Source organism: Uruburuella suis, assembly GCF_004341385.1.
GTDB lineage: Bacteria > Pseudomonadota > Gammaproteobacteria > Burkholderiales > Neisseriaceae > Neisseria > Neisseria suis.
On record NZ_SLXE01000003.1, the window covers coordinates 99311 to 125955 of the forward strand.

Below are 26645 nucleotides of genomic sequence, written 5' to 3' on the forward strand. Positions count from 1 at the left end.
TCAGCAAATTTTATGGCTTGCACACAAACTATATTTATTACGTTAACGAAGAGAGAGGCCGTCTGAAAGAAAAGCTTCAGACGGCCTGATAAAGCAGCATAAAACATCGTTTTATTTTGCGTTGAATGCAAGGCAGCAACGCTAGAATAACAAGGCTTTTTCGCTATATAATAGCGGATTCGTATGCTTGGAGAAGCGGCATGATTGTGTCGATAGATGTGGATGCGCAGAAAACTTTTTCGCCTTTATGCCCGCAAGAATTGCCGGTAGCCGAGGGTGATACGATTGTTGCCGAGCTTAATGCGCAAGCGGCGCTGGCCGATTTGCGCGTGATGAGCAAAGATGCGCATAGCCCGTCGGCCAAATGGATTGTGGATAAAGCTGTGGATATGTTGCAGCCCACCGGCATGCCCAATGCCGATCTCACTTGGGTGCCACATGCGATTGTCGGCACACCGGGTTTTGAGCTGCTCGATGGGCTGCCCGCGGCAACGGGCTACGATTATTGCGTGTGGAAAGGGGTGGACCCGGAATTTCACCCTTATGGTGCCTGCTTTCACGATATTGATGAAAAGCTTTCCACCGGCCTTTTGGAATGGCTGCACAGCAAGCAGGCGCAAACCGTGATTGTGGGCGGCTTGGCCACGGATTATTGTGTGAAAACCACGGTGTTGCAATTGCTTAAAGGCGGCGCTTGGCAAGTGATTGTAAACGCGGCGGCTTGCCGCGGCATTGCGCCGGACACCACCGAAGCGGCATGGAACGAAATGATGGCACACGGCGCGATTGTGCTTGAAAATGCAGCAAAAATTTCTGAATATATTAAAAATCAATAAGTTATTCAGAGTATTCTTAAATATGTTTCACGTGAAACATCATGGTAAGAAAGCGATATAGCCGATGAAAACGCTGTTGGTACGCTTATCGAGCATGGGCGATTTAATCCACACCTTGCCGGCTGTGGACGATTTATCACGCATGCGTCCGGATGTGAATTTGCATTGGCTGTGCGAAGCCGGATTTGCCGACATCGCCAGATTGCATCCGTTTGTGCGCCAAGTGCATGAAATGCGTTGGCGGCAATGGCGTAAAGATTTGCTCAGCCCGGCCACTTGGCGGCAAATAGGCCGTCTGAAACAAGATTTGCAGCAACAGCATTTTGATGATGTGCTCGATAGCCAAGGCTTGGTGAAAAGCGCACTGTTTGCCAAAATAGCCCATGCGCCGGTGAAAGGTCTTGATGGCAGCAGCGCGCGCGAGCGCTGGGCAGCGCTGGCTTATCACCATAACTATGCCGTGCCCAAAGACAAGAATGCCGTGTGGCGCAACCGCATGTTATTTGCGCAAGCATTCGGCTATGCCTTACCCGATGAGCAACATTTCGGCTTGGTGGTGCCGGAAAGCGCGCGCTTGCCGGATTTGCCGGCGCATTATTATGTGGCGCTGCATGCCACCAGCCGCGACAGCAAATTGTGGCCTGTTGAAAATTGGTTGGCCTTGCTGCAAAAACTGCATGATCACAGCGGCCTGCCGGTGTATTTGCCGTGGGGCAATGCGGCTGAAAAAGCGCGCGCTGAAACGATTGCGGCCCGTTTGCCGTTTGCGCGGGTGTGCGCTAAATTAAGCCTGCTGCAAGCAGCTTGGCTGCTGGATAAGGCTGAGGGCATTGCCGGGGTGGACACCGGCCTACTGCATTTGGCCAATGCGCTCGATAAACCTGTGGTGGGTATCTACACCGATACCGACCCTTTGAAAACCGGCGTGCAGGAATCGGCGTGGGCTAAAAATCTCGGTAATGCCGGCTGCATTCCGAGTGTGGATGAAGTTTATCAAGCTTTACAAAACAGCATAGCGGCTAAAGCGCTTGCAACAGCATTCGATTAGAACGAAAAGTCTAAAAAACAGTAAAGGCATGAAGAAGATAGCGGCCGGCTCGGGTATAATACAGGCCGTCTGAAGCGTTGAAACCAAGCGGCGGTTTTCATCAGGCATCATCAAACAACTGGTGGTGACTGATGAAAATTTCTGCTTCATATTATTTCCGGCATGCCGGTTAAAGGAGAACCCATGAAAGCGTTGGTCGCGGTAAAGCGCGTGGTGGACTATAACGTTAAAGTCCGTGTAAAAGCCGATGGCTCGGATGTTGATATCGGTAATGTCAAAATGTCGATGAACCCGTTTGACGAAATTGCGGTTGAAGAAGCCGTGCGTTTGAAAGAAGCCGGCAAAATCAGCGAAATCGTGGCGGTGTCGCTGGGTGAGAAAAAATGTGAAGACACTTTGCGCACCGCACTGGCCATGGGCGCAGACCGCGCCGTGCATGTGGAAACCGATGCCGTGCTCGAGCCTTTAACCGTGGCCAAGCTGCTTAAAGCCGTGGCTGAAAAAGAGCAGCCGCAATTGCTGTTGCTGGGCAAACAGGCCATTGATGACGATGCCAATCAAACGGCGCAAATGCTGGCCGCTTTGCTGAACGCACCGCAAGCCACGTTTGCCAGCAAAGTGGTGCTGGCCGGTGATGAAGTGGTGGTGCAGCGTGAAATTGATGGCGGCATCGAAGAAGTGGCTTTGAAGCTGCCGGCGGTGATCAGCACCGATTTGCGCTTGAATGAGCCGCGTTTTGTGAAGCTGCCCAATATCATGGCGGCCAAGAAAAAGCCGCTGGAGAAGCTCACGCCGGCCGATTTGGGCGTGGACACCGCATTGCGCATCGAGGTGGTGAAATATGCCGAGCCCAAAGCGCGCCAAGCCGGCGTGAAAGTGGCCGATGTGGCCGAATTGGTGGCTAAATTGAAAAACGAAGCCAAAGTAATCTGACGGAGAGCAAAATGAGCGTATTGATTATTGCCGAGCACGACAATCAGCAATTAAACCCCGCCACCCTGCATGCCGTTAGCGCGGCAGCCAAATTGGGTGATGTTCATGTTTTGGTGGCCGGTGAAGCCGCCGGTGCAGTGGCAGAAGCTGCCCGAAAAATCAGCGGCGTGAGCAAAGTATTGTTGGCAGAAGCGCCGCATTATGCCGCGGGCTTGGCCGAAGAGCTGGCGCCCTTGGTGGTGCAGCTGGCTGCCGATTATTCAAGCATCGGCGCTACGGCTACGGCTTTCGGCAAAAACCTATTGCCGCGCGTGGCGGCTTTGTTGGATGTGCAACAAGTGTCTGATCTCACCGAAGTGGTGGATGAAAAAACCTTTGTGCGCCCGATTTATGCCGGCAATGCATTTAAAACTTTGCGCAGCAAGCAAGATAAATTGGTGCTCACTTTCCGCGCCACGGCTTTTGAAGCCGCAGCGGCCGAAGGCGGCAATGCCGAGATAGTGGAAGTGACTGCCACGCCAGCACAAAATTTGAGCCGCTTTATCAGCCGCGAGCTGATTCAATCCGACCGCCCCGAGCTGACACAAGCCAAAGTGGTGGTATCCGGCGGCCGTGCTTTGGGCAGCGCCGAGCAATTTAAAAATATTATGGAGCCGCTGGCCGATAGCCTGGGTGCTGCCATTGGCGCTTCGCGTGCGGCAGTTGATGCCGAATATGCCGCCAACGACACGCAGGTCGGCCAAACCGGCAAAGTGGTGGCACCGCAGCTTTATATTGCCGTGGGCATTTCCGGCGCAATTCAGCACACTGCCGGCATGCAAGACAGCAAAGTGATTGTGGCCATCAATAAAGATCCCGATGCACCGATTTTCAATATTGCCGACTATGGTTTGGTGGGCGATTTGTTTGAAGTGGTGCCACAACTCACCGCAGCGCTGAAAGCATAATGTTTCACGTGAAACCTATAATCTGCTGTAAGTAGCTTGCTTTTGTGTTTTCATCATCGGCAAAAACTTTATGCTTTGCGGCATAAGGTTTTTGCTGTTTTTATTCAGACGGCCAAAACCTGCCTGTTTTTATGATTAGGCCGTCTGAACCACAGGAATAATCATGAATTCTTTGCATTCCCCCGATGTGCTCTCTTTTGCTTCTGATAATTATGCCGGTGCGCATCCGCAGATATTGGCTGCCGTCGCCGCTGCCAATGGCGGCCATGTGGCGGCTTATGGCTATGATATCTATACCGAAAAACTGCAACAGCTCATGCGCAGCCATTTTGGGGAGCAGGCGCAATGTTGGCCGGTGTTTAACGGCACCGGTGCGAATGTGCTGGGTTTGCAAGCAATGATGCCGCGTTGGGGTGCCGTGATTTGCGCCAACAGCGCCCATCTCAACACCGATGAAAACGGTGCACCACAAATAACCGGCGGTTTGAAATTGTGGCTGGTCGATGCGCCCGACGGCAAGCTCACGCCGGAATTGATTGCTCGGCAAGCTTGGGGCTTTGGCAGCGAGCATCGCGCCCAGCCGTTGGTGGTGAGCATCAGCCAAACCACCGAATGCGGCACATGCTACACCGCCGAAGAAATTCGCGCCATTGCCGATTATGCCCACAGCTTGGGCATGAAGCTGCACATGGATGGTGCCCGCATCGCCAATGCGGCTGCTTATTTGGATACCGATTTGCGCAGCATCAGCAGCGATGCCGGTGTGGATTTGCTTTCGTTTGGTGGCACCAAAAACGGTTTGCTGTTTGGCGAATGTTTGGTGGCTTTATCGCCGGATGCGGTGGCCGGCATGGCACATTTGCGCAAAATCAATTTGCAATTGGCTTCCAAAATGCGGTTTATTTCCGCCCAATTTATTGCCTTATTGGAACATGATTTATGGTTGGAAAATGCCCGCCACAGCAACCGAATGGCGGTGAAGCTGGCGGAAGGTTTGCAGCAGATTGAGGGTGTGCAACTGCTGCATCCGGTGCAATCCAATGCGGTGTTTGCCCGCCTGCCCGAGGGTGTAGCCGATAAAGCGCGTGCGCAATTCGCTTTTTATGATTGGGATCAGAGCGGCACCGTGCGGCTGATGTGCAGCTTTGACACACAGCCGGCGCATGTGGATGCTTTGTTGGATATTATCCGAAAAGCCTGTGCATGAGCGTGGACACCTACCGCACCGTAGCGGGCACATCCAGCGCTGAATTCAAAGACAAAGGCAGCCGCTTTATTGCTTTTGCCTATCCGATACGCCGCGCCGATGAGGTAAAAGCCTTGCTTGAGCCTTTGCGACAAAGCCATCATAAAGCGCGCCATTGGTGTTATGCTTACCGCGTGGGCACCGATGGCCTGCAATTTCGCGCCAATGATGATGGCGAGCCGGCCGGCAGTGCGGGCCGGCCGATTTTGGGGCAGATTGATTCGGCGGCGCTTACTGATGTGTTGGTGGTGGTGGTGCGCTATTTCGGTGGCACGCTTTTGGGTGTGCCGGGCTTGATTCATGCTTATAAAACCGCTACCGCTCTGGTTTTGCAGCAAGCCGATGTGGTGGAAAAAAACATTGAAAAAAGCCTGTGGTTGCGCTGTGAATATCCCTATTTAAACGATGCCATTCGCATTGCCAAGCAACATCAGGCTGAAATCGTGCAGCAAGATTTGCAGCTCGATTGCCGATTGCAGGTGCGGGTGCCGCTGGCGCATTATGCCGCGGCATTGGCTGCCTGGCAGCATATGCGCACCATCGATGTGCTGGAAGAGGAAGATCAGGCATCGGAGGGCTTGGCATAATCCAAGCAATTGTCAAAGTACAATCGTGCTCATTCAAATAGTAAATTGATTGCTGCTTTGTTACTCTTTATACTACATTGCACGATGCATAAGAAAGGCCGTCTGAAACTTTCAGACGGCCTTTCTTATGCCAAATTCCGTTTTATGTTCAATCTAAAAAGCAAGCTCACGGCCTTGTGTTGGCTCCCTGTGCTATTTGTGGCGAGCCGCCTGATTGTCTTATACCAATCCAAAAAAATAACCTAACTTCGTTGTCTCGCCTTGCCGTACGTGTGTACTGTCGCAGGCTTCCGCCTTGTTAGCTTACTTTTTTGAATGGGTATTATTTTCAGGTACTACAGAAAACAAAAAACCTGCCCGTTTGCACAGGCAGGTTTTTTTATTTGGTGGGTCGTGAAGGATTCGAACCTTCGACCAACGGATTAAAAGTCCGCTGCTCTACCAGCTGAGCTAACGACCCAATAAGCTCAAAATTATAGCGAATAGGTGCTAAATGCGTCAAGCTATTTTTATTCAAATGGGCAATTTGCTTATCAAAATACAACCGTTTTGATGAAAAAATAACCGAGCCAAAGCAGCTATGCTATGATTTTCCTACCGCTGCTGCCATCAGTGGCGGCGTTTGGGATTTGTCTGCATTACATGCGATGAAAACAAACCCTGAATCTTGATCAAATTAAGGACGAACGACAATGAAAAAAATTCTGACTGCCGCCTTTATGGTGGCTGCGTTGGCTGCATGCTCGCAAGAAACCAAGCAAGAAACCAAAGAAGCCGCCCAAGCCGTGGCTTCTGATGTGAAAGATGCAAAAGCGGATGCGGCTTCGGCTGTGGATGCTGCTGCTGTTGCCGCGAAAGAAGCCGGTGCAAAAGCGGCTGATGCCACTAAAGAAGCCGGTGAGAAAGCAGTTGACGCCACTAAAGAAGCTGGCGAAAAAGCGGTTGATGCCACTAAAGCAGCTGGTGAGAAAGCGGCCGATGCCACTAAAAATGTGGCAGAAGATGCCGTAGCCGCTGCCAAAGAAGCTGCTGAAAAAGCCAAGGAAGCCGCCAAATAAGCGTTTGTAAAAAGGCCGTCTGAACTTATTGTTCAGACGGCCTTTTTTATGCTTCAGCCCGTTGCTTTTATTCCACCACGATTTTCGGAAAGCGGCTGCTGAAATCTTTGCCTTTATCGGCCACGGCCAGCGCCAGCGCCCACGCGGCATGGGTGTAGATTTCGGCGATGGCCGGTTGGGCTTCCTGCATCTGCTTGACCGTGCCCGCATCCATGGCTTCACGCACGGGCAGGCTTAAGGGCAGCTGCCCCAATAGCGGCACGCCCAGCTTGTCGGCAAGATGTTTGCCGCCATCATGGCCGAAGATGGCTTCGCTGTGGCCACAATGGCTGCAAATGTGCACCGACATATTTTCGAGCACGCCGAAAATGGGGATATTCACTTTTTGAAACATATCCACTGCTTTTTTGGCATCAATCAGCGCGATGTCTTGCGGGGTGGTGACCACCACCGAGCCGGTGACGGGGATTTTTTGCGACAGCGTGAGCTGGATGTCGCCGGTGCCGGGCGGCAAATCGATAAAGAGATAATCCACATCGGCCCATTCGCTTTGAAACAGCAGCTGCTGCAAAGCCTGCGAGAGCATGGGGCCGCGCCATACCACGGCTTGGTCGGGATCCACCAAAAAGCCGATCGACATCACCTGAATGCCGCCTTCGGCCACCACGGGCACGAGCTTGCCGTCGGCCTGTTGCGGCTTGCCGTCGGCCACGCCCAGCATGGTGGGCTGGCTGGGGCCGTAAAGGTCGGCATCGAGCACGCCCACGCGTGCGCCCATGCGCGCCATGGCCATGGCCAGATTGGCGGTGGTGGTGGATTTGCCCACGCCGCCTTTGCCCGAGGCCACGGCGATGATGTTTTTCACGCCTTTGATGGTGGCCACGCCAGGCTGCACTTTGTGTGTGCCAATGTGGGTGGCGATACCCAGATGTAGCGGCTGCGGGCCGCTCAAATCGTGCAAGGCCGTCTGAACGCGTTCGGCCAGCTCTTGGCCGATAAAGGCGGTGGGAAAGCCGAAGCGCAGGCTGATGTGCAGGCCGTCGGGGCGTGCTTCGAGCGATTCAACGGCTTGCTCGCTGCCGATGGTGCGGCTGCTGTGGGGAATTTCTACCGCATCAAGTGCGGCACGGATAGCGGGAATATTCATGGTATTTGCCTTTTGTGATGTGTGGTGCCGATTTTAACAGATTGGCGCTGAAGCCGCGCCGCGCAGGCCGGCTTTTCAGACGGCCTTAACGCAATTTAAATTTTGCGGTGGGGTGAAAAGTGGATAAGTTTGAATAATTGAGGATATTCAACCATCGGCTGTGTTTGCACAATGTTGTTTCAGTTTTCAATAAATCTTGCCGGTTCGCCATTTTGGTTTGCGTTGGCCTAGCGGCTTTAAAACATGGCATCAATATGCAAGCGTTTTGCCGGGCTTTCAATCGTGCAGATAAAGGGCGCCGGCGATAGGGTTTTAACACAGGCCGTCTGAAACGCAGTGTTGCCGTGTGTTATGGAAAAATTGCTATATAATTGTCCAATCAGCGGTTTATTTTGATTGCAAACACAATAGGAGCGGCATTATGACCAAAAAAGTCGGCAATAAAGTGGTGATTATCGGCACCGGCGCGGTGGGCATCAGCTATGCATTTTCCATGTTTAATCAAGGCCATTGCGATGAGATGGTGTTGATTGACCTCAACCGCAAAAAAGCGCTTGGCGAAGTGCGCGATTTGCAAGACGGCATTTTGTATGCGCAAACGCCCACCCAAATCAAGCTGGGCGATTATGCCGATTGCGCCGATGCCGATATTGTGTGCATTTGCGCCGGTGTGCCGCAGCGGCCGGGCGAAACGCGGCTGGATTTGATTGATAATAATTTGAAGGTATTCCACAGCATTGTCGGTGCGGTGATGGGCTCGGGCTTTGACGGCATTTTTCTGGTGGCCACCAACCCGGTGGACGTGCTCGCTTATGCCACTTGGAAATTTTCCGGCCTGCCCAAATCGCGTGTAATCGGTTCGGGCACCATTCTCGATACGGCGCGCTTGTGCAATTATGTGGGCGAGGCTTTCCGTGTGGCGCCGGTGAGCGTAGATGCCTATATGATAGGCGAACACGGCGACAGCGTGATTGCCGCCTGGAGCGCGGCCAGCATTGCCGGTATGCCGCTGAAAAAGCTTTTGGCCGCGCATGAAAACGGTGAGCAGTTGATGAACGATATCCACAGCCATGTGCGTGATGCCGCTTATGCCATTATCGAAGCCAAAGGCGCCACCAGCTACGGCATCGGCATGGGCTTGAGCCGCATTTCCAACGCCATTTTGCACAACCAAAACGTGGTGTTGACCGTGTCTACGCTGTTGGAGGGCGAATTGGGGCAAGAGGGCGTGTATATCGGTGTGCCGGCAGTGATCAACCGCAAAGGTGCGGTGCGGGTGTTTGAAGTGCCGCTGGATGAGCATGAGCAACAACGTTTTGCCGAATCGGCGGCCTTGCTCAAAAGCTATCAGGCCAAAGTGGATGATTTTCAGCCGTAAAGATGTTTCATGAAATTTCAATCTTAAAACAAAGATTTGAAGAAAGAATATCAACGATATAAACCATTTCGGCGCCGCCGCGCAGCTTTGCCAACTCCAATCGATCCACTTTATCACGGCGTGTGCCGTTATTCCCCTAGTGCATCATCAAAAGGAGCTTCATCATGATTACCGACCGCAACCAAGTGACCGAAATGATTATCGCCGCCAAAGTGGCCAAAGGCTTGAAATGGGAAGAAGTGGCCGCCCAAGTGGGCTTGAGCAAAGAATGGGTAACCGCCGCCTGCTTGGGGCAGATGGCCTTGGATGCCGAGCAGGCCGAAATCATTGCCGATATTTTCGATTTGGGCGAAGATGCCGAAAAATGGCTGCAACAAGTGCCCTATAAAGGCTGCCTGCCCACCGCCGTGCCCACCGACCCGCTGATTTACCGCTTATACGAAGTGATCAGCGTGTATGGCACCACCATGAAAGCGCTGATTCATGAAGAATTCGGCGACGGCATTATGAGCGCGATTGATTTTTCGATGGACATCCAACGCGAGCCCAACGAGGCGGGCGACCGCGTGAATATCGTGATGTCGGGCAAATTTCTGCCGTATAAATCTTATTGATGGTTTGAAAAAAGGCAAATGCCGTCTGAAAATGTTTCAGACGGCATTTGCCTTTTGTGACAATATCTCGCTTTTCAGACGGCCTTACAAACCCAGCGCCCAAGGATTATCGCCGTTCATGCACAAATCATCGGTGCGGCATTCGAAATGGGCGAAAATCTGCGCCACAATTTCATCTTCATCATCCACAATCTGCATTAAATCCAAATCCGACGGCGAAATCATGCCTCTTTCCAAAAGCTGATCGCCGATCCAATCGATCATGCCCTGCCAAAAGCTGCGTCCCACCAAGATAATCGGCCGGCTCGGCGTTTTGCCTGTTTGCACGAGGGTGAGGCTTTCAAACAATTCATCCAGCGTGCCGAAGCCGCCGGGCATCACCACATAGGCCACCGCGTGCTTCACAAACATCACTTTGCGCGGGAAAAAATGCTGGAATTTAATCGACAAATCCTGATAAGGGTTGGCGCCCTGCTCGTGCGGCAACACAATATTCAGCCCCACCGCCGGGCTGGCGCCGGCAAACGCGCCCTTATTGGCCGCCTCCATAATGCCGGGGCCGCCGCCGGAAATCACCGAAAAGCCCGCGTCCGACAATTTGCGCGAAAGCCGCTCGGTAAAAAGATAATCGGGGTGGTCTACCGGCGTGCGGGCGCTGCCGTAAATGCTCACCGCCGGCTGAATGGCGCGCAGCTCTTCGCCCGCTTCCACAAATTCGGAAATGATTTTCAACACATGATACGACTCGCGCGCGTGCACTTCGCGGCGCACATCTTCCGGTAGGCGCGGGTGGGGCAGCTTTTTGCTCAGGCTCATGGCAGGGCTTTCTGTTGGATTGGCTCGGCCTTTATTCTATAGCCGAATCGGCATATGCGCCATACGGCAGCGCAAACGGGCATTCATACCAATCCAAAAAAATAACCTAACTTCGTTGGCTCGCCTAGCCGTACTATTGATTCGGCAAATAAATATTGAACATTTTCAGATACCGGCAAACAAGCCTTTGGCTTGTTGCCCTCTCCCTAGCCCTCTCCCACGGGAGAGGGAACAGGTTTCTGCTGCGGGTAAGAGGATGTGAATATTCAATAATTAATTGCCGCATCTATAGGTGTACTGTCTTCGGCTCGCCGCCTTGTTAGCTTACTTTTTTGAATTGGTATCAGACGGCCAAGGTTTGTTTTTTGTTTTGAAGGTAAACATCCAGGCCGTCTGAAACATTTATCTTTCAGACGGCCTTGAATATAAATATAAATGATAAACGCATGTAGGCATGAATACGGCCATCATCCAATTTATCGACAATCAACACACACGGGCGCAGCCTTGCCCATCCGGCGCCAAGCGCGATATAGCCGAAAATTATTAGCATAGCGATTTAAATTCTTTCTCTTTTGAGCACAGATTGATTACAGTACCAAACTGCACCCATTTCATCAGGACAACCATCATGCCGCTGCTCTCCGCCCGCCACATCACCCTGGGCTACACCCACCAAGGCAGCCTCACCACTATCTTGCAGGATTTTTCGCTCGATGTGGCCGAGGGCGAGCTAATCGGCCTGATGGGCCCCAGCGGCGTGGGCAAATCTTCGCTTTTGCGCGTGTTGGCCGGGCTGGCCAAGCCTTTGAAGGGCGAGGTGCAATTATTCGGCAAAACACTCACCCGCCCGCACCCGCGCTTAGGGTTTGTGTTTCAACAAGCGGTGCTGCTGCCGTGGCTCAATGTGCGCGACAATGTTTCTTTCGGCCTTGATTTCAAAAGCCAACCCGAATTGGGGCGCGCCGCGCGCCGGGCGCGGGTGGAAGAAGCCATTGAAGAAGTGGGGCTCTCGCACGCGGCCGAGATGTTTCCCGCCGAGCTTTCAGGCGGTATGGCGCAGCGCGTGTCGCTGGCGCGCGTGCTGGCGCGCAACCCCGAAGTGTGGCTGCTCGACGAGCCTTTTTCCGCACTCGATGCAGTAACGCGCACCGAAATGCAGGATTTGCTGCGCACGCTAATCAGCCGCCACAACGCCAGCGCGGTGATGGTGACACACGATATCGACGAAGCGCTGATTCTGGCCGACCGCGCCATCCTAATCGGCAACAAGCCTGGCCGCCAAATCGGAGAATGGCAGCTTGCCCTGCCTTATCCGCGCCACGATGCGCTGCTGGAAATGAACAGCGAGCGCGTGGAAATTCTGCAGGCGCTGCGCGATGCCCACGGCCATAAACGGCAGGTGGAAACGGTGGAATTTGTGATTTAGGCCGTCTGAAAGCCACAAACTCAAACCGATGACGATCCTTTCAGACGGCCTGTATCAATCAAAAAGCCGCAGCGTGGGTTTTGCCCACAAAAGCAACCTGGTTCAAGCAATTGATTGAGCAGGAAATATTTCCAGTTTCAGACGGCCTGTAAAAACAAAACCAACACACGCAAGGATTCAAAATATGCCCAGCCGCCGTGAATTTCTCAAGCTCGCCGCCCTGTTTACCGCCGCCGGCAGCCTGCCGCTGCTGCAAGCCTGCGGGCAGCGCGCCGAGCAAAATCCCGATGCGCCGCTGAAAATCGGCTATCTGCCGATCACCGATGCCACGCCCTTGCTGGTGGCGCACGCGCAAGGTCTGTTTGCCAAACACGGTGTGAATAATGTGGCCAAGCCGGTGCTGTTTCGCAGTTGGGCTTCGCTGGTGGAAGCCTTTCTCAGCGGCCAAGTCAACCTGATTCACTTATTGTCGCCGATGAGCATTTGGGCGCGCTACGGCAGCGCCTCGCCGATTAAAGTGGTGATGTGGAACCATATGGCCGGCTCCGCGCTCACGGTTGCGCCCGATATTGCCAACATCGCCGGTTTGGGCGGCAAAACCGTGGCGATTCCGTTTTGGTATTCGATACACAACGTGGTGCTGCAAAAGATTTTGCGCGAACACGGCCTCAAAGTGGTGGAGAAAAACCCGCAAGCGGGCGAAGTGAAATTGAGCGTGATGGCGCCTTCCGACATGGTGGCCGCGCTCGCTAACCGTGCCATTGCCGGCTTTATCGTGGCCGAGCCGTTCAACGCCGTGGCCGAAGCCAAAGGCGTGGGTAAGGTGCTGCGCTTTTCCGGCGATGTGTGGCGCGACCACGCCTGCTGCGTGACGCTGATGCAGGAGCACGATATTGCCCGCCGCCCCGAATGGGTGCAAAACGTGGTTTCCGCGCTGGTGGAAGGCCAGGCTTGGGCCGCCGGCCACCGCGCCGACACCGCGCTGATGCTCTCCAAACAAGGGCCGCACAAATACACCCCGCATGAAGACAAAGTGCTGCAAAACGTGCTCGCCCCCGCGCCCGAAGCCTGGGCGCGCTACACCGAAAGCGGCATTATCCGCCACCCCGAATGGCACCAGCGCCGCATCGATTTTCAGCCTTATCCCTATCCTTCCTACACCGAAAAACTGGTGGAAATGCTCAAAGAAACCCATATCGCCGGTGTGAACCGTTTTCTTGATGAATTAAGCCCGCAGCATGTGGCGCAAGATTTGGTGGATGCGCGCTTTGTGAAGCAGGCGGTTGAAGCCGGGCAATTCCAGCAATTATTCGGCTTAAACGGCTGGACGCGCGAAGAAATGATTGCGGTGTAGCGTAGAGATGTGAAGAGATGGCGGTTGTGGCTAAGCAAACTTGCGGTTTGCCTACCTCGAACCCCAAAAAACAAAACAAACCGCCTGAAGCTTCTTCCAACCCTTTCAGACGGCCTTTATAAAAAAACAGCACACATCAAGGAACCCCTATGCCATCTTCCCTGAAAACCCCCGCCCTCAGCGCCGCCGGCTTACTGATTTTGCTGATTGTCTGGCAAATCGGCACCCAGCTCTTGGCAGAGCGCATGCCGCTGGCCAATATGCTCGCGCCTGTGCCCACTTTCCAGAGCCTGTGGGATTTGCTGATTCACAACCAGCTCACCGGCCACATTATCGCCAGCCTCAAGCGCGTGGCGGTGGGCTTGCTGTGGGCACTGGCTTTCGGCGTGCCGCTGGGGCTGCTGATCGGCCAATCGGCGCTGGCCGAAAAGCTCACCGGCACATCGTTTCAATTTTTGCGCATGATTTCACCGCTCTCGTGGATGCCCGTGGTGGTGATGCTTTTGGGCATAGGCGATGCGCCGATTTATTTTCTGCTCGCCTTTGCCGCCGTGTGGCCGATTCTGCTCAACACCGCCACCGGCGTGAAAGCCATCGACCGCCAATGGCTGCAACTCGGCCATTCGCTCGCCGCCACCCGCCGCGAAATGCTTTTTAAAATCATGCTGCCGGCCGTGTTCGGCCACATCCTCACCGGCCTGCGCTTAGCCATCGGTGTGGTGTGGATTGTGCTCGTGCCCTGTGAAATGTTGGGTGTAAACGAAGGCTTGGGCTATTTTATTCTCGACACCCGCGACCGGCTTGCCTATTCCGAATTAATGGCCGCCATTGTGCTCATCGGCGCGCTCGGCTGGCTGCTCGATGCTGCCACCCGCAAACTGCATTCGCGCTGGGTGCATTGATATAGTGAAATGCATAAAAAAGCGCTACGGCGTTGCTGCGCCTTGCCGTACTGTTGTATGCTCTGCGGCTTGTTGCCTTGTATCGCTTTATTCTGCATTCCACTATATTTAACGACACAGGCCGTCTGAAAGCGTTATGTTTTCAGACGGCCTTTTGTATTATCATCGGGCTGTTTACTTTTTACCGGAGGTCGGAAATGTTGTTTCATCCGCAAGAAATGCAGCAGCAATATGAGCAATATCAAGCGCTTTGCCGCCAGCTGGAAGCCGCGCAGCAGCAATGGCAGGCCGCTGAAACCCTGTGGCAGGGTTTGCAGCTTTATTATCAAAGCGAACAATGGCTCGCCGATCACGACAGCGATTTAAACCTCGTCACCGCCGAGGGCGAATATTCGATTCTCGACCAAGACACGCTGTGGGAAGCCACGCAGGCGCGGCACGAGCGGGCTTTGCGCTGGATAAGGTTGGGGCTGGAGGCGGTGGAAAAGCCGTAAACCTTGATGGTGTGCACCTTATCAGGCCGTCTGAAGCTTTCAGACGGCCTTTCTTATTTCCTTTATAATCAGCCTATCTTGAATCTTTCAGACGGCCTTGAATTATGTCTTCCCAAACCCTGCTTTTAGTCGACGGCTCATCTTATCTCTACCGCGCTTATCACGCCATGGCGCCGCTCACCGCGCCCGACGGCACGCCCACGGGCGCGCTTTACGGCGTATTGAACATGCTGCGCCGCCTGCGTGCAGACAACCAGCACGACCATTGCTGCTGCGTGTTTGATGCCAAAGGCAAAAATTTCCGCCACGATATGTTTCCTGACTACAAAGCCACGCGCCCGCCCATGCCGGATGATTTGCGCCCGCAGGCCGAGATGTTGCCCGAGTTGGTGCGGCTGATGGGCTGGCCGGTGCTGGTGGTGCCCGATGTGGAAGCCGATGATGTGATTGGCACGCTGGCCAAAGCCGGTGAAGAAGCGGGCTGGAATGTGGTGATTTCCACCGGCGATAAAGACATGGCGCAATTGGTGAGCGAACGCATCACCCTCGTCAACACCATGAAAAATGAAACGCTCGATATTGAAGGCGTGAAACACAAATTCGGCGTGCGCCCCGACCAAATCATCGATTATCTGGCGCTGATGGGCGATAAAGTCGACAACGTGCCGGGCGTGGAAAAATGCGGCCCCAAAACGGCGGTGAAATGGCTGGAAAGTTACGACTCGCTGCAAGGCGTGATGGCGCATGCCGATGAAATCAAAGGCAAAGTGGGTGAAAATCTGCAAGCCGCGCTGCCGCGCCTGCCGCTCTCTTATGAATTGGTTACCATCAAAACCGATGTCGATTTGCACGGCGAATTGCCTGAAGGCCTGCACAGCCTGCACCGCCAAAGCCCAAAATGGAGCCAATTGGCGGTGGAATTCAAGCGCCTGAATTTCCGCACCTGGCTCAAAGAAGCCGAAACCCGCATCAGCGAAGGCAACGGCGAAGATTTGTTTGCCACGCTCGATATCGGCGAACAAGCTGCGCTGGCAGCCGAGCGGCCGCTTGAAATAAAAAATACGCTGCCTGAAGCCCCGCAAACGCTCGATTATCAAGCCATCACCACCGAAGCCGCCTTTGCCGAATTGCTGGCGCGGCTCGATATGGCCGAAGCAATCGGCCTCGACACCGAAACCACCAGTCTCGACGCCATGCAGGCGCGGCTGGTGGGCATCAGCATTGCCTTTGCGCCGGGCGTTGCCGTGTATATTCCGCTCGGCCACACGCCCACCGCCGCGCCCGAACAATTGGATTTGCACGATGTATTAGGCCGTCTGAAACCTTATTTCGAATCAGGCCGTCTGAAAAAAATCGGCCAAAATCTGAAATACGACGAACATGTGTTGTACAACTACGGCATCAAATTAAACGGCATTGCCGGCGATGCCATGCTCGCTTCCTATATTGTGGAAAGCCACTTGGGGCATGGTTTGGACGAATTGGCCGAACGCTGGCTCGGCCTGCCCACCGTCACCTATGAGAGCCTGTGCGGCAAAGGCGCCAAGCAGATTTCGTTTGCCGATGTGGCCGTTGAGCAAGCCACCGAATATGCCGCGCAAGACGCCGATTTCGCCTTGCGCATCGAAGGCCGTCTGAAAGCGCAAATGGATGCCAAGCAGCTTGAAATGTATGAAAAACTCGAGCTGCCCGTGGCCGAAGTGCTGTTTATCATGGAGCGCAACGGCGTGCTCATCGACAAAAACGAGCTTGCCCGCCAAAGCCACGAATTGGGCACCGAATTGGTGCGGCTTGAACAGCAGGCCTACGAAATTGCCGGCCAACCCTTCAACCTCAATTCGCCCAAACAATTGCAGGAAATTTTGTTCGGCAAAATGGGCATTCCCACCAAAGGCCTGAAAAAAACCGCCAGCGGCGGCGTGTCCACCAACGAAGCCGTGCTCGAGCAGCTCGCACCCGACTACCCCTTGCCCAGCATCATTTTGCAAAACCGCAGCCTCGCCAAGCTCAAATCCACCTACACCGACAAGCTACCTGAAATGATCAACCCCGCCACCGGCCGCGTGCACACCACTTATGCCCAAGCCGTGGCCATCACCGGCCGGCTCGCCAGCAACAACCCCAACCTGCAAAACATCCCCATCCGCACCGAACAAGGCCGCCGCGTGCGCCGCGCCTTTGTTGCGCCCGAGGGCAGCAAAATCGTGTCGGCCGACTATTCGCAAATCGAATTGCGCATCATGGCGCACTTGAGCGGCGACAAAACCCTGCTCGAAGCCTTTCAAAACGGCGAAGACGTGCACCGCCGCACCGCCGCCGAAGTGTTCGGCATCGCCCCCGAAAACGTGGGCAGCGAGCAGCGCCGCTACGCCAAAACCATCAACTTCGGCCTCATTTACGGCATGGGCCAATACGGCCTCGCCAAATCGCTCGGCATCGACGCCCTCTCCGCCAAAAGCTTTATCGACCGCTACTTCGCCCGCTACCCCGGCGTGGCCGACTACATGCAGCGCACCAAAGAGCTCGCCGCCGCGCAAGGCTACGTCGAAACCGTGCTCGGCCGCCGCCTGTATCTGCCCGGCATCCACAGCAAAAACGGTAACGAGCGCGCCGGTGCCGAACGCGCCGCCATCAACGCCCCCATGCAGGGCACCGCTTCCGATTTAATCAAACGCGCCATGATAGACGTGTGCCATTGGCTCGCTTCAGACGGCCTTGAGAGCAAACTGATTATGCAGGTGCACGATGAATTGGTGCTGGAAGTGCCGGATAGCGAGCTGGATTTGGTGAGGGCGAAACTGCCCGAGATTATGCAGCAAGCGGGGGAAATGGATGTGCCGCTGTTGGCGGAAGTGGGTGTGGGGGATGATTGGGAAGAGGCGCATTAAGGTCAGTTGACTGATATAAAATTTTAAAAAAAGTGAGTCGCCAGCGCAGCCTGTGTGTAGGGTGTGTGCCATAGGCACGCACGCGTCTTAACCAACTTGCGTTGGCTTTTTAATTACAAACGCCCAAGGCCGTCTGAAACATTAATCTCCCAAACGGCCTCAGGTTAAATGAAAAACGCGTGCGTGCCTATGGCACACAGGCTACACAGGCTACGCTGGCTTTATCAGAAAAACGATGCCGATTTATTCGCCGCGCTGCGCGATTTCGACACCGCCTATTCGGCCTATGCCGATTTCCAGCGCCAAATGGAAGCCTATTGGAGCCTGGTTTACCTGCAGCAGCAAGGCATTAAAGAATTAACCGCCACGCTTTTGAAAGACGATTTGGTGCGCATCGACGGCCTGCCCATGGTGGCGCGCGCCGGCGGCATTCCGTTTGATGCCCTGCCGCGCACGCAAATGAAAGTGAGCGTGGCCGAAGTGGATGCCGACAAGCAGTTTATCGCGCTCAATTATGTGAAAGCCGTGGCACCGCCGAATGCCGCGTGAGGAATGAAACAAAGGCCGTCTGAAACCCTTTTCAGACGGCCTTTGTTTTGCTTCAAACTTGACAGGCTTCTTGCTTTATTCTATGATCAAATCAATAACCCCCCCTTCTCTGAGAAGCCAAAGGCTGGTGCAGTACAGAGTTGGGGGCTTTCTTTTTTCAGCTTGATTCACCTGTTCCACAGCTGCCAACGTTCCAGATCCATTCCATCAGGAATGCCGAAGCGCTGAAGATTGACCTCATTGACTGCACCCCCTCGAACAATGGGAAATTTTTTGATGGTATTTTTCACTCTGATTTTCCATTCCGAATTCGGGCAAATATTCTGCATCATCCATTGCATCAAACAAAAAGCGGTAAACGCTTGCTCATTATTGAGCCGTTTCCACTGCGGGCCTTTAATGGCGGCCAAGCTGGCACGGCCGACAATACCGCGATTCCATAAGCGGCCGTGGTGTGCGGAAATATTGCGTACTGTGTTGAACGTATAAAGAAATGAGCTTAATGCTTTACCTGAGTGGATACCGTATTTTTTAGCAATTTGGTCGCTGTATTTAAATTCTAAACCTCGAAATAAATTGGACAATGTTCCGAAATCCCACACTTCGCATCCGACCCAAATAGGCAGCGCACCGTCATAATGGTGCATATGGTGTTGTACAAAAGAGCTTTGCCGCTCCGATTTGACATCGTTTTTCTGTTTTTCCCTATTCAGCAATTTTTGGTAGTTGCTCAACCATTTCGCATGTTGGAAATTGACTGAATCTTTTTGGAAAAATGTAGGATCTTCGTGTGCCAAGGCATGATGCTTGCCGAGTAAATAGGCAACCTCTACTTTTACGGCTACTTCAATCCGCTCTAAAGCATCCATAGCCAGCACCCTTAATGCTTTATCAAACATATACAGTGCCAACACATCATTAAAATAGGTTGCTTCGGCAAAACAATCTGCACGGCGTCCGCTGCCGTCAAACTGACGGAAGGGATAAAAATAGCCACTCAAACGGTAATAGCCTAATTTAGACAAATAATGCAACGCCTTGTCTCTATCTTCTACAATCATTCCGCGTTGTTGTAATAATGTTAATTGGTCTTCAAAAGAAGTCCATATTTTAGGTGACTTGATTGCCATTATTTTCCCGTACTGCTGTTTTGCTGTGAATTTTCCAACCGTTTTCAGACGGCCTCTCTGCATACCGCCAACAGCGCTTCTCCGTATTTCGCGGTTTTTTCCTCATCCATGCCGTGGATGTCGCGCAGACCGGCTAAGGTTTGCGGCTGTTTGGCGGCAATGGCGCGCAAGGTGATTTTGCTGAGCACTTGGTAATCTTCGAGATTTTCGGCAGCGGCGGTTTGGCCGCACCATTGCAACAAGGCGCGCATTCGTTGGCGGCGCTGTTCGGCGGCAGGGCTGAGGCCGTCTGAAAACGGGGCGCACACGGCAAGAATGCCTGCACCGTATTTTTGAATGCGCACGTCGCCCAAGCCGTAAATGCTTTGCACATCGAGCTCGGTGGCGGGGGTGTTTTCCACCATATCGCGCAGGCTGTCGTCGCTGAAAATTTTGCCGGTGGTTGTGCCTTCGCTTTGTGCCTGCTGTTCGCGCCAAGCGCTTAGTGCGGCCTCTAAACCGCGTGCGCGTTCGCTACTCGGCTCTGCACCGGCAGGCGCGGCTTCAGACGGCCGCTCCCCTTGGCAGACGGCCAATATTTCTTGGCCGAATTTATTGATTTTGGCTTCGCCCAAGCCGTAGATGTGGTGCAGATCGGCGGGGGTTTGCGGCATTTTTTCCACCACATCGCGCAGGGTTTTGTCGCCGCAAATCACATAGGCGGGCACTTCTTCGGCGCGGGCTTTTTCCATGCGCCAGCTGCGCAAAGCCTGCCACAGCCGCTCTTCGCGCTCGGTGCGCAGCCATTCTTCTTTCGGCTTTTGGGTGGCGGCTTTTTCGCGCTTGAGCGGGCGCAGCCACACGGCTTGGCTGCCTTTCAATACGGCTTTGGCCGCTTCGGTGAGCTGAAGTGATTGGTGCAGCGTGACGTTTACATTCAAAAGCCCCAAGCCGATGCATTGGCGGATAACGCCGCGCCATTCTTTGTCGCCAAGCGCATCGCCGATGCCGAAAGTGGACAATTTATCGTGGCCGTTGCGCGCCATCCAATCGTCACCCTTGCCGCGCAACACGTTAATCACATAGCCCGCGGCAAAGCGCTGGCCGACGCGATACACGCAGCTTAATAATTTTTGCACCAACACGGTGCCGTCAAAGCGCACGGGCGGGTGCAGGCAGTTGTCGCAATGGCCGCAGGGCGCGCTCGTTTCGCCGAAATGCTGCAACAGCATCACGCGGCGGCAGTCGGCGGTTTCGCACACGCCGAGCATGGCATCGAGCTTTTGCAATTCGATGTTTTTCTGCATCTCTTCGCTGGCGCCTTGCTGAATGCGTTCGCGCAAAATCACCCAGTCATTGAGCCCGTAGCAGAGCCAGCTGGCGGCAGGCAAGCCGTCGCGGCCGGCGCGGCCGGATTCCTGATAGAAATGCTCCACGCTTTGCGGCATGTCCAGATGCGCCACAAAGCGCACATCGGGCTTGTCGATGCCCATGCCGAAAGCCACCGTGGCCACCACAATCACGCCGTCGTCGCGGGTGAAGCGGCGTTGGTTGGCTTCGCGCGTTTCCATGCTTAAGCCGGCGTGATAAGCAATGGCATCGAGGCCGTGTCCGCATAAAAAGGCAGCCACATCTTCCACTTTTTTGCGGCTCAAGCAATACACAATGCCGCTTTGGCCGGTCATTTGCTTTTGAATAAAATCCAGCAGCTGCTTTTTGCCGTTGTTTTTTTCAATCACTTGGTAATAAATATTCGGGCGGTCGAAGCTGTCGATAAATTCGGGCGCTTGCTCCAGCTTGAGATAATGCTTGATGTCGGCGCGGGTTTCGGCGTCGGCCGTGGCGGTGAGCGCGATGCGCGGAATATCGGGATAGCGCTCGGCCAAAAGCCCCAATTGTTGGTATTCGGGGCGGAAATCGTGCCCCCATTGGCTCACGCAATGCGCTTCATCAATGGCAAACAGGCTGATGGTGTTTTGATCGAGAAAGCGCAAAAAGCGCTCGTTTACCAGCCGCTCGGGCGCCACATATAAAAGTTTCAGACGGCCTCGGGCAATATCTTCGGCGATTTGGCGCACTTCATCGGGATGTGTGCCGCTGTGCACACAAGCCGCAGCCACGCCGGCGGCATGCAGGCCGGCTACTTGATCGTTCATTAAGGCAATCAGCGGCGACACCACCACCGCCACACCTTCGCGCATCAACGCGGGAATTTGATAGCAGAGGCTTTTGCCGCCGCCGGTGGGCATCAGCACCAGCAGGCTTTCACCCCCGGCCAGCGTGTTGACAATGCGCTCCTGCCGGCCGCGGAATTCGGGATAACCGAACACTTCGTGCAAAATCTGCCGGGCGGCGGGCGGGTTGGTCATGGAGCGAAATCCGTTATATGATAGGAAGCTGTTATTTTATCGGTTTTAAAGGCCGTCTGAAAGGAAACCCATGAATATTTCCCGCGCCCTGCGCTATACTGCGGCCGCCTCGCTGGCCGCTTTTCTGGCTGCCTGCGCCGGCACCGGCACCCAAGTGGCCGGCAACTGGCAGGAAATCGGCACCACTGGCAACGGCAACATCAAAGCGGCCATCGACAAAAGCAGCATCAAGCGCAACGGCGAATTGGCCACGTTTCGCGATAAAAAAACCGTGGTGAAGCTTAGTGAAGAGCGCTTTGTCAACACGCCCGCCTACAAAACCGCCGTGGGCGAGTGGGAAATACACTGCCGCAACAAAACCTACCGCCTCACCGCCTTGCAGCTTATCGATGAGCGCGGCCAAGTGCTGATGAACGAGCGCTACACCGCCACCAATCTGCGCCCGATGTCGGTGATGAGCGGCACGCTCACCGAAAAGCAATTTGAAGTGGTGTGTAAAAAATAAATGCCCATTTAAAAATAAAAATCATCGGACGCCGCTGCGCGGCCTGATTATCTGCGTTTTAGGTTTAGTGTAAATTCCAGGCCGTCTGAACGGTTTCAGACGGCCTGCCCCGTATCATAAAAGGAATCCGACCCATGAAAAAAATCACCGCCCTGATGCTGTTTGCCGCCGCCGGCCTGGCGCAAGCCAACCCCGCCGATGAATTATTGAGCGCGCAAGCCGCTTTCCGCCAAGCCTTGAGTGCGCAAAACAGCACCGGCAGCGAAATTGCCAACCTGCAAAGCAACCTCACCGCCGCGCGCGCCCGTGCGCAGCAGGCACAAGCCGATGTGGCCCGCTATGAGGGCGAGCTGCAAACCGCCACCGCTGCCAAAGCGCAAAACGATGCCGCCCTGCAAGCGGCCGGCGAGCGGCTCAATGCCGCTTGGAGCGCCGCGCGCAGCGCCGGCGTTGCCCAGTGAGCCGCGGCGCATGCTATAATCGCGCCGCACACGGGCAAAACAGACAGTCGCCGCGCATCGCGTAAGGCATGCGGGGAGGAAAGTCCGGGCTCCAAAGAGCAGAATGCCGGCTAACGGCCGGGCGCGGCAACGCGACGGAAAGTGGAACAGAAAGCCATACCGCCGATGGCTGCTTCGGCAGCACAGGTAAGGGTGAAAAGGTGCGGTAAGAGCGCACCGTGCACTTGGCAACAAGGCGCAGCAGGCCAAACCCCATTCGGAGCAAGACCAAACAGAACACCACGACGCTGCTCGCCGAGTGTTCGGGTAGGTTGCTGGAGCGCATCAGCAATGGTGCGCCTAGAGGAATGACTGTCCGACGACAGAACCCGGCTTACCGTTTCGCCCGTGTGCCCTTATTTCATTTATTGTGTTCACTTCGCCGCATACCGTTGCGGCTTCCCATTCTTCTGAAAGTGAAAGCATTTTTTCCAAAGGCATATCGATGCAAACCGCCGCCTATTGCCCCGTTCACACCGCCCTCAACATCATCGGCGGCAAATGGAAAATGCTGATTATCCACCATTTGTCGCACACGCCGCGCCGTTTCAACGAATTGCAGCGGCTGATGGCCGACACCAGCCGGCGCATGCTCACGCTGCAATTGCGCGAGCTTGAAGCCGCCGGCCTGATTCACCGCCACGATTACCGCACCGTGCCGCCCAAAGTGGAATATTCGCTCACCGAATTCGGCCGCACCCTGCTGCCGGCCATTCAAAGCCTGCACGATTGGGCGCTCACCTATCAGGCGCGCTGCAACGAAATTCTTGCCACACATCAAACCGATGCCGATGAGCGGGTAAACAAGCCTGCCGATTTATGATATAACGCTTTTTGACCTAAACCACCTCGGAGCAATTGAATGGAACTCGTATTTATCCGCCACGGCCAAAGCGAATGGAACGCCAAAAACCTGTTTACCGGCTGGCGTGATGTGAAATTGAGCGAGCAAGGCCTGGCCGAAGCCGCTGCGGCCGGCAAAAAGCTGAAAGAAAAAGGCTATCATTTCGATATCGCCTTCACTTCCGTGCTCACCCGCGCCATCAAAACCTGCAATATCGTGTTGGAAGAGAGCGATCAATTGTGGGTGCCGCAAATCAAAAGCTGGCGTTTGAACGAGCGTCACTACGGCCAGCTGCAAGGTTTGGATAAAAAGCAAACCGCCGAAAAATACGGCGATGAGCAAGTGCACATTTGGCGCCGCAGCTACGACACCCTGCCGCCGCTGCTCGATCCCAATGATGAATTTTCCGCCCAAAACGACCCGCGTTATGCGCACCTGCCCAAAGATGTGGTGCCCTGCGGCGAAAACCTGAAAGTCACCCTCGAGCGCGTGCTGCCTTTTTGGGAAGACCAAATCGCGCCGGCCATTATTGCGCGTAAACGCGTGCTCGTGGCCGCCCATGGCAACAGCCTGCGCGCGCTGGCCAAACACATCGAAGGCATTTCCGACGACGACATCATGGCGCTGGAAATCCCCACCGGCCAGCCGCTGGTGTATAAGCTGGATGATGATTTGAATGTGATTGAGAAATTTTATCTGTAATACCAATTCAAAAAAATAATAAACAAACAGGCAGCCCGTAGGTCGGATTCTCGAATCCGACACTTGTTCGCAGAACAAGGCACGCACATTGCTTTGGTCGTTGGCCAAACGTCGGATTCAAGAATCCGACCTACGCGGATGATGTTGCCGAACTGCTTTTATTTTGTAAGGTTATTTTTTAGAATTGGTATAAGGTGTGTGCCTGTTTGGTAGCATAAAAGCAGAGGCCGTCTGAAACGTTTCAGACGGCCTTTTGTTAATGTATGCCGGATTAGCGGGTTTGCGCGATGCGCTGCTGCAAAATCGCGCCCACTTTGGCAATCAGAATATCCACGGCCACGCCGTTGCGCTCGTCAAACGGGATAATAATGTTGGCGTGGCGCTTGGTCGGCTCCACAAATTGGATGTGCATCGGCCGCACTTGCTCGATATATTGCCCCACCACCGATTCGATGGAGCGGCCGCGCTCGAGGCAGTCGCGTTGCAGGCGGCGGATAAAGCGCAGGTCGGCGTCGGTGTCGACAAAAAGCTTGATGTCCATCAGGCTGCGGATGTTTTCGTCATAAAGGGCGAGTATGCCTTCGAGAATAATCACGTCTACCGGCGGCTGGTGTTTGGTGTGGCCGGCGCGGGTGTCGCGGGTGTAGTCGTATTGAGGCAGCTCGACGGCTTTGCGCTCGAGCAGCTGGCCGAGCTGCTGATAAAGCAGGGCATTGTCAAACGCATCGGGATGGTCGTAATTCTGCGCGCGCCGCACTTCGGGGCTGAGGTGGGCCTGGTCGTTGTAGTAATAATCCTGCTCGATGATGGTGATGGGGTGGCCGCTGAAGCGCTCGTAAAGCGCGCGCGACACGGTGGTTTTGCCGGAGCCGGAGCCGCCGGCCACGCCGATGATGATGGGTTTGGCATTCATGATTTTGTCTTTGGATGGTGATGCGGCAAAAGCGCTATTATATAAGATAAGGCCGTCTGAAAGGATATTCATACCCATCCAAAAAATAACCTGACTTCGTTGGTTCGCCTTGCCGTACTATAGTGGAATGCAAGAAAAAGTGATACGGCAGGTAGGTTGGGTTGTCAACCCAACAAATCCACAGGCCGTCTGAAACCTTGGGTTGATCAACCCAAGCCACGCCGTTGCAAAATGTAGTTTTGTGTCACTTTTTCTTGCATTTCACTCTAGCTGTACTGTCGCAGGTTCACCGCTTGGTCAGCTTACTTTTTTGAATGGGTATTCAGACGGCCTGCGTATGATTTTATATCAATGGATTTTTTGCAGACGATAGCGCGCATCGTTGCCGCTGGGGCTGCCGTCCAATCGAAACGCTTGGGCAAAGCCCGGGCCGATTTGGAATTGGCGGGCATCGGCATAATTGTCGAGCTGCACGGTTTGGCCTTCGTCGGTCCAATAAAATTGGCCGTTCACGCTGGCGCTGCGGTTGCCGCCTGCGCGCAGATAGGTTTGGCTAAGCGTGTAGTGCAGATCGGGTTGCAGCGTGAGGCGGATTTGAATGCCTTCGCAATCGGCGCAGGGCAGAGTGCCGGCGTAGGTGCCGGCCCAAGCGGGTGCGGCCATGTCGGCTTGGGCAATATCGGCTTGCGGTGCGCCGGTTGCGGCCGGGGCGGCGGTGCAGGCGGCCAGCAGGCATGCGGCGGCGAGGGCGGGAAATTTAAACATGGCGGCTCCTAAACGAAGGGGTGAAGGGATTCAGTATAGTGAAATCGCGGCTCGGCGGCCAGAATCCGGCTTAAAGCTTTGAAATGGTTGATAGCAAACAGGCCGTCTGAAAAGTTTTCAGACGGCCTGTTTATAATACCAATTCAAAAAAGTAAGCTAACAAGGCGGCGAGCCGCAGACAGTACAACTAGGGCGTCCTGACAATTACTTGTCATAAAAATAATCAGATAAAAGAAAGGCAGATAAGTTAAAATTTTTGTCGCCAAACAAAACATACTTATCTGCCATGCCTCGAACACTACTCAAAGATGAATACTGGTCAAAGCTGTTAAACATTCTGCTCGATTTAGGCGTTTACCACAAGAAAAATCTGCGCCTCAAAATAGAAGGCATACTTTACCGCATCAGAACCGGCATACCGTGGGAAGACATCCCGCCGTTTTTCGGTAAAGGCAATTCCCTGTTGCGCCTCTTCCATAGATGGTCGGAGAAAGGGATTTTTCAAAGCATACTCAATGCCTTGACCGAATTCCCCGATATGGAATGGGTATTTATTGACGGCAGCTATGTCAAAGTCCACCAACATGCAGCGGCAACTGTTGGAGAGGCAGCCGCTGTCGGCCACAGCCGTGGTGGCAATAGCACTAAAATTCATTTGGCTGTCGATGCCTGTGGAAACCCTGTAGGTTTCAAGGTCACATCGGGAACGGTT

25 protein-coding genes, 1 tRNA gene, 1 other RNA gene and 1 pseudogene are annotated in these 26645 nt (G+C 54.2%); 21 read left to right on the forward strand and 7 right to left on the reverse strand.

All coding sequences use genetic code 11. The annotated features are described in order from the left end of the window. Positions 1–200 precede the first annotated feature (200 nt). The 6 genes from EV680_RS02065 (at position 201) to EV680_RS02090 (ending at position 5597) form a co-directional block, all read left to right on the forward strand. A complete protein-coding gene (locus tag EV680_RS02065) occupies positions 201–836 on the forward strand; it encodes a nicotinamidase (RefSeq protein ID WP_132952710.1) in 636 nt (211 codons plus the stop codon). A gap of 64 nt (positions 837–900) precedes the next feature. Then, positions 901–1884, forward strand: a complete 984-nt coding sequence (gene waaC, locus EV680_RS02070; protein ID WP_132952712.1) for a lipopolysaccharide heptosyltransferase I — start codon at positions 901–903, stop codon at positions 1882–1884. Between the two features lie 183 nt (positions 1885–2067). After that, positions 2068–2817, forward strand: coding sequence for an electron transfer flavoprotein subunit beta/FixA family protein (locus EV680_RS02075; RefSeq protein WP_132952714.1), 750 nt, complete (start codon positions 2068–2070; stop codon positions 2815–2817). A gap of 11 nt (positions 2818–2828) precedes the next feature. Next, positions 2829–3764 (forward strand): electron transfer flavoprotein subunit alpha/FixB family protein, encoded by a 936-nt coding sequence (locus tag EV680_RS02080; RefSeq protein WP_132952716.1) that lies wholly within the window; start codon positions 2829–2831, stop codon positions 3762–3764. A 163-nt stretch (positions 3765–3927) separates the two neighbouring features. Next, positions 3928–4971: a threonine aldolase family protein gene (locus EV680_RS02085; RefSeq protein ID WP_132952718.1), complete on the forward strand. Its 1044-nt coding sequence runs from the start codon at positions 3928–3930 to the stop codon at positions 4969–4971. Beyond that, positions 4968–5597, forward strand: coding sequence for an IMPACT family protein (locus EV680_RS02090; protein WP_132952720.1), 630 nt, complete (start codon positions 4968–4970; stop codon positions 5595–5597). Before EV680_RS02085 ends, EV680_RS02090 begins: the two co-directional genes overlap by 4 nt. A gap of 384 nt (positions 5598–5981) precedes the next feature. Here the strand turns inward: EV680_RS02090 and EV680_RS02095 are convergent. Further along, positions 5982–6057 (reverse strand) — tRNA-Lys (locus EV680_RS02095). A 232-nt stretch (positions 6058–6289) separates the two neighbouring features. On the opposite strand from EV680_RS02095, the gene EV680_RS02100 reads away from it, so the two are divergent. Beyond that, the gene (locus EV680_RS02100) at positions 6290–6655 is read left to right on the forward strand and encodes a lipoprotein (protein WP_132952722.1); all 366 of its coding nucleotides are present in this window, start codon (positions 6290–6292) and stop codon (positions 6653–6655) included. 67 nt (positions 6656–6722) lie between these two features. Here the strand turns inward: EV680_RS02100 and apbC are convergent, their stop codons facing one another. After that, positions 6723–7802, reverse strand: a complete 1080-nt coding sequence (gene apbC / locus EV680_RS02105) for an iron-sulfur cluster carrier protein ApbC (protein WP_132952724.1) — start codon at positions 7800–7802, stop codon at positions 6723–6725. A 421-nt stretch (positions 7803–8223) separates the two neighbouring features. On the opposite strand from apbC, the gene EV680_RS02110 reads away from it, so the two are divergent. Together EV680_RS02110 and cynS are read left to right on the forward strand one after the other, a co-directional pair. Beyond that, on the forward strand, positions 8224–9180 hold the full coding sequence (locus EV680_RS02110) for an L-lactate dehydrogenase (protein WP_132952727.1): 957 nt from the start codon (positions 8224–8226) through the stop codon (positions 9178–9180). 164 nt (positions 9181–9344) lie between these two features. Beyond that, the gene (gene cynS / locus EV680_RS02115; RefSeq protein WP_132952729.1) at positions 9345–9794 is read left to right on the forward strand and encodes a cyanase; all 450 of its coding nucleotides are present in this window, start codon (positions 9345–9347) and stop codon (positions 9792–9794) included. A gap of 84 nt (positions 9795–9878) precedes the next feature. On the opposite strand, the gene EV680_RS02120 is transcribed toward cynS, so the two are convergent. After that, a complete protein-coding gene (locus tag EV680_RS02120; RefSeq protein ID WP_132952731.1) occupies positions 9879–10610 on the reverse strand; it encodes an LOG family protein in 732 nt (243 codons plus the stop codon). 631 nt (positions 10611–11241) lie between these two features. On the opposite strand from EV680_RS02120, the gene EV680_RS02125 reads away from it, so the two are divergent. The 6 genes and pseudogenes from EV680_RS02125 to EV680_RS02150 form a co-directional block, all read left to right on the forward strand. Continuing rightward, positions 11242–12039 (forward strand): ABC transporter ATP-binding protein, encoded by a 798-nt coding sequence (locus tag EV680_RS02125; protein WP_132952733.1) that lies wholly within the window; start codon positions 11242–11244, stop codon positions 12037–12039. A 184-nt stretch (positions 12040–12223) separates the two neighbouring features. Continuing rightward, the gene (locus tag EV680_RS02130) at positions 12224–13393 is read left to right on the forward strand and encodes an ABC transporter substrate-binding protein (RefSeq protein WP_132952735.1); all 1170 of its coding nucleotides are present in this window, start codon (positions 12224–12226) and stop codon (positions 13391–13393) included. Between the two features lie 149 nt (positions 13394–13542). Next, positions 13543–14295, forward strand: coding sequence for an ABC transporter permease (locus EV680_RS02135; RefSeq protein ID WP_132952737.1), 753 nt, complete (start codon positions 13543–13545; stop codon positions 14293–14295). 197 nt (positions 14296–14492) lie between these two features. Then, positions 14493–14789: a DUF4298 domain-containing protein gene (locus EV680_RS02140; RefSeq protein ID WP_132952739.1), complete on the forward strand. Its 297-nt coding sequence runs from the start codon at positions 14493–14495 to the stop codon at positions 14787–14789. Between the two features lie 104 nt (positions 14790–14893). Further along, positions 14894–17677, forward strand: a complete 2784-nt coding sequence (polA, locus tag EV680_RS02145) for a DNA polymerase I (protein WP_132952742.1) — start codon at positions 14894–14896, stop codon at positions 17675–17677. Between the two features lie 219 nt (positions 17678–17896). Then, positions 17897–18226 (forward strand): annotated as a pseudogene (locus EV680_RS02150) (RNB domain-containing ribonuclease); the annotation flags it as partial. Positions 18227–18393: 167 nt separating this feature from the next. On the opposite strand, the gene EV680_RS02155 reads toward EV680_RS02150, so the two are convergent. Next, positions 18394–19356 (reverse strand): Abi family protein, encoded by a 963-nt coding sequence (locus EV680_RS02155; RefSeq protein ID WP_132952744.1) that lies wholly within the window; start codon positions 19354–19356, stop codon positions 18394–18396. Positions 19357–19400: 44 nt separating this feature from the next. Beyond that, positions 19401–21704, reverse strand: a complete 2304-nt coding sequence (gene recQ, locus EV680_RS02160; RefSeq protein ID WP_132952746.1) for a DNA helicase RecQ — start codon at positions 21702–21704, stop codon at positions 19401–19403. Between the two features lie 70 nt (positions 21705–21774). Between recQ and EV680_RS02165 the strand changes: the two genes are divergently transcribed. The 5 genes from EV680_RS02165 to EV680_RS02185 all read left to right on the forward strand — a co-directional run bounded on the left by EV680_RS02165 (position 21775) and on the right by EV680_RS02185 (position 24255). Next, entirely contained in the window at positions 21775–22209 is a 435-nt protein-coding gene (locus EV680_RS02165; RefSeq protein ID WP_132952748.1) for a surface-adhesin E family protein, read from the forward strand. Positions 22210–22343: 134 nt separating this feature from the next. Next, a complete protein-coding gene (locus tag EV680_RS02170) occupies positions 22344–22670 on the forward strand; it encodes a hypothetical protein (RefSeq protein WP_132952750.1) in 327 nt (108 codons plus the stop codon). A 31-nt stretch (positions 22671–22701) separates the two neighbouring features. Continuing rightward, positions 22702–23062, forward strand: an RNA gene (gene rnpB, locus EV680_RS02175) — RNase P RNA component class A. Between the two features lie 92 nt (positions 23063–23154). Beyond that, positions 23155–23532 carry a winged helix-turn-helix transcriptional regulator gene (locus EV680_RS02180; protein ID WP_132952752.1) on the forward strand — a complete coding sequence of 126 codons (378 nt, stop codon included), beginning with the start codon at positions 23155–23157 and terminating at the stop codon, positions 23530–23532. 39 nt (positions 23533–23571) lie between these two features. After that, a complete protein-coding gene (locus tag EV680_RS02185; RefSeq protein WP_132952754.1) occupies positions 23572–24255 on the forward strand; it encodes a 2,3-diphosphoglycerate-dependent phosphoglycerate mutase in 684 nt (227 codons plus the stop codon). A gap of 271 nt (positions 24256–24526) precedes the next feature. On the opposite strand, the gene udk is transcribed toward EV680_RS02185, so the two are convergent. Together udk and EV680_RS02195 are read right to left on the reverse strand one after the other, a co-directional pair. Further along, a complete protein-coding gene (gene udk, locus EV680_RS02190) occupies positions 24527–25168 on the reverse strand; it encodes a uridine kinase (protein ID WP_132952756.1) in 642 nt (213 codons plus the stop codon). A gap of 348 nt (positions 25169–25516) precedes the next feature. Then, complete coding sequence (locus EV680_RS02195; protein WP_132952758.1) at positions 25517–25933, reverse strand: copper resistance protein NlpE; 417 nt, start codon at positions 25931–25933, stop codon at positions 25517–25519. A 286-nt stretch (positions 25934–26219) separates the two neighbouring features. On the opposite strand from EV680_RS02195, the gene EV680_RS02200 reads away from it, so the two are divergent. Beyond that, positions 26220–26645: IS5 family transposase (locus EV680_RS02200; protein WP_132952760.1), on the forward strand; the 426-nt coding region annotated here is incomplete at its 3' end.

Bases quoted from the DNA above. Each gene is read 5' to 3' on its own strand.
- EV680_RS02075 (WP_132952714.1), top strand. From the start codon at position 2,068: ATGAAAGCGTTGGTCGCGGTAAAGCGCGTGGTGGACTATAACGTTAAA.
- EV680_RS02195 (WP_132952758.1), bottom strand. From the start codon at position 25,933: ATGTTTAAATTTCCCGCCCTCGCCGCCGCATGCCTGCTGGCCGCCTGC.
- EV680_RS02080 (WP_132952716.1), top strand. From the start codon at position 2,829: ATGAGCGTATTGATTATTGCCGAGCACGACAATCAGCAATTAAACCCC.
- cynS (WP_132952729.1), top strand. From the start codon at position 9,345: ATGATTACCGACCGCAACCAAGTGACCGAAATGATTATCGCCGCCAAA.
- EV680_RS02100 (WP_132952722.1), top strand. From the start codon at position 6,290: ATGAAAAAAATTCTGACTGCCGCCTTTATGGTGGCTGCGTTGGCTGCA.
- EV680_RS02165 (WP_132952748.1), top strand. From the start codon at position 21,775: ATGAATATTTCCCGCGCCCTGCGCTATACTGCGGCCGCCTCGCTGGCC.
- EV680_RS02185 (WP_132952754.1), top strand. From the start codon at position 23,572: ATGGAACTCGTATTTATCCGCCACGGCCAAAGCGAATGGAACGCCAAA.
- EV680_RS02130 (WP_132952735.1), top strand. From the start codon at position 12,224: ATGCCCAGCCGCCGTGAATTTCTCAAGCTCGCCGCCCTGTTTACCGCC.
- EV680_RS02090 (WP_132952720.1), top strand. From the start codon at position 4,968: ATGAGCGTGGACACCTACCGCACCGTAGCGGGCACATCCAGCGCTGAA.
- polA (WP_132952742.1), top strand. From the start codon at position 14,894: ATGTCTTCCCAAACCCTGCTTTTAGTCGACGGCTCATCTTATCTCTAC.
- EV680_RS02140 (WP_132952739.1), top strand. From the start codon at position 14,493: ATGTTGTTTCATCCGCAAGAAATGCAGCAGCAATATGAGCAATATCAA.
- EV680_RS02170 (WP_132952750.1), top strand. From the start codon at position 22,344: ATGAAAAAAATCACCGCCCTGATGCTGTTTGCCGCCGCCGGCCTGGCG.
- EV680_RS02155 (WP_132952744.1), bottom strand. From the start codon at position 19,356: ATGGCAATCAAGTCACCTAAAATATGGACTTCTTTTGAAGACCAATTA.
- EV680_RS02120 (WP_132952731.1), bottom strand. From the start codon at position 10,610: ATGAGCCTGAGCAAAAAGCTGCCCCACCCGCGCCTACCGGAAGATGTG.
- EV680_RS02135 (WP_132952737.1), top strand. From the start codon at position 13,543: ATGCCATCTTCCCTGAAAACCCCCGCCCTCAGCGCCGCCGGCTTACTG.
- EV680_RS02065 (WP_132952710.1), top strand. From the start codon at position 201: ATGATTGTGTCGATAGATGTGGATGCGCAGAAAACTTTTTCGCCTTTA.
- EV680_RS02180 (WP_132952752.1), top strand. From the start codon at position 23,155: ATGCAAACCGCCGCCTATTGCCCCGTTCACACCGCCCTCAACATCATC.
- recQ (WP_132952746.1), bottom strand. From the start codon at position 21,704: ATGACCAACCCGCCCGCCGCCCGGCAGATTTTGCACGAAGTGTTCGGT.
- EV680_RS02125 (WP_132952733.1), top strand. From the start codon at position 11,242: ATGCCGCTGCTCTCCGCCCGCCACATCACCCTGGGCTACACCCACCAA.
- EV680_RS02110 (WP_132952727.1), top strand. From the start codon at position 8,224: ATGACCAAAAAAGTCGGCAATAAAGTGGTGATTATCGGCACCGGCGCG.
- EV680_RS02085 (WP_132952718.1), top strand. From the start codon at position 3,928: ATGAATTCTTTGCATTCCCCCGATGTGCTCTCTTTTGCTTCTGATAAT.
- apbC (WP_132952724.1), bottom strand. From the start codon at position 7,802: ATGAATATTCCCGCTATCCGTGCCGCACTTGATGCGGTAGAAATTCCC.
- waaC (WP_132952712.1), top strand. From the start codon at position 901: ATGAAAACGCTGTTGGTACGCTTATCGAGCATGGGCGATTTAATCCAC.
- udk (WP_132952756.1), bottom strand. From the start codon at position 25,168: ATGAATGCCAAACCCATCATCATCGGCGTGGCCGGCGGCTCCGGCTCC.